Annotated in this window: 1 protein-coding gene; it reads left to right on the top strand. The window is 72.5% G+C overall.

The window, feature by feature from the left end:
• Nucleotides 1-2,002: hypothetical protein (locus AB0G14_RS35440; RefSeq protein WP_357705142.1), on the top strand; the 2,002-nt coding region annotated here is incomplete at both ends.

Here is a 2,002-nt window from a genome sequence, read left to right on the forward strand (position 1 = left end):
GAGCGGGGCAAGGACGGCAAGGCCGTGCGATACGAGGCGGTGGTGCCCGCGGGGTGGTCCTCATCCGAGCGGCAGGCGGCCACCGACTGGCTCGACCGCCAACCCCCACCGGCGCCCTCCGCGAACACCCCGCCGGTGCCCGCAGCGGTGTACGAAGCCCTCCAACAGACACCGCGCGTGGTGCCGGGCAGCGCGGTCGTGGTGTGGGCGGCGATGCTGCGTCACCGCCAGCCACTCACAACCACCCAGATCACCGACTCCACCGTCCTCGACCAGTCCGCGGTCACCGGCACGCGCGCCGCCGAACGGTACGTGAAGGCGTTGCGGGGGCAGGGCCTGCTCGTCGAGCGGGGCAAGGACGGCAAGGCCGTGCGATACGAGGCGGTGGTTCCCCAGGGGTGGTCCCCATCCGAGCGGCAGGCGGCCACCGACTGGCTCGACCGCCAACCCCCACCGGCGCCCTCCGCGAACACCCCGCCGGTGCCCGCAGCGGTGTACGAAGCCCTCCAACAGACACTGGGCGTGGTGCCGGGCAGCGCGGTCGTGGTGTGGGCGGCGATGCTGCGTCACCGCCAGCCACTCACGACCGCCCAGATCATCGACTCCACCGTTCTCGACCAGTCCGCGGTCACCGGCATGAGCACCGCCGGGCTGTACGTGAAGGCGTTGCGGAGGCTGGGCCTGCTCGTCGAGCGGGGCAACGACGGCAATGCCGTGCGATACGAGGCGGTGGTGCCCCAGGGGTGGTCCTCATCCGAGCGGCAGGCGGCCACCGACTGGCTCGAGCGCCAACCCCTACCGGCGTCCTCCGCGAACACCCCGCCGGTGCCCGCAGCGGTGTACGAAGCCCTCCAACAGACACCGCGCGTGGTGCCGGGCAGCGTGGTCGTGGTGTGGGCGGCGATGCTGCGTCACCGCCAGCCACTCACGACCGCCCAGGTCATCGACTCCACCGTTCTCGACCAGTCCGCGGTCACCAGCCCGCGTACCGCCCGGCTGTACGTGCAGGTGTTGCAGGGGTTGGGTCTGCTTGTCGAGCGGGGCAAGGACGGCCAGGCCGTGCGATACGAGGCGGTGGTGCCCGCGGGGTGGTCCCCACCCGAGCGGCAGGCGGCCACCGACTGGCTCGACCGCCAACCCCCACCGGCGCCCTCCGCGAACACCCCGCCGGTGCCCGCAGCGGTGTACGACGCCCTCCAACAGACACCGAACGTGGTGCCGGGCAGCGCGGTCGTGGTGTGGGCGGCGATGCTGCGTCACGGCCAGCCACTCACGACCACCCAGATCATCGACTCCACCGTTCTCGACCAGTCCGCGATCACCGGCATGAGCGCCGCCGGGCTGTACGTGCGGGCGTTGCGGGGGTTGGGTCTGCTTGTCGAGCGGGGCAAGGACGGCCAGGCCGTGCGATACCAGGCGGTGGTGCCCCAGGGGTGGTCCCCACCCGAGCAGCAGGCGGCCACCGACTGGCTCGAGCGCCAACCCCCACCGGCGCCCTCCGCGAACACCCCGCCGGTGCCCGCAGCGGTGCACGACGCCCTCCAACAGACACCGGGCGTGGCGCCGGGCAGCGCGGTCGTGGTGTGGGCGGCGATGCTGCGTCACCGCCAGCCACTCACAACCACCCAGATCACCGACTCCACCGTTCTCGACCAATCCGCAGTCACCGGCACGCGCGCCGCCGCGCTGTACGTGCAGGCGTTGCGGAGGCTGGGTCTGCTCGACGAGCGGGGCAACGACGGCAAGGCCGTGCGATACCAGGCGGTGGTGCCCCCGGGGTGGTCCTCATCCGAGCGGCAGGCGGCCACCGACTGGCTCGAGCGCCAACCCCCACCGGCGTCCTCCGCGAACACCCCGCCGGTGCCAGCAGCGGTGCACGACGCCCTCCAACAGACACCGGGCGTGGCGCCGGGCAGCGCGGTCGTGGTGTGGGCGGCGATGCTGCGTCACGGCCAGCCACTCACGACCACCCAGATCATCGACTCCACCGTTCTCGACCAGT

The sequence above is a fragment of the Micromonospora sp. NPDC023814 genome (assembly GCF_040639595.1).
Taxonomy (GTDB): domain Bacteria; phylum Actinomycetota; class Actinomycetes; order Mycobacteriales; family Micromonosporaceae; genus Micromonospora.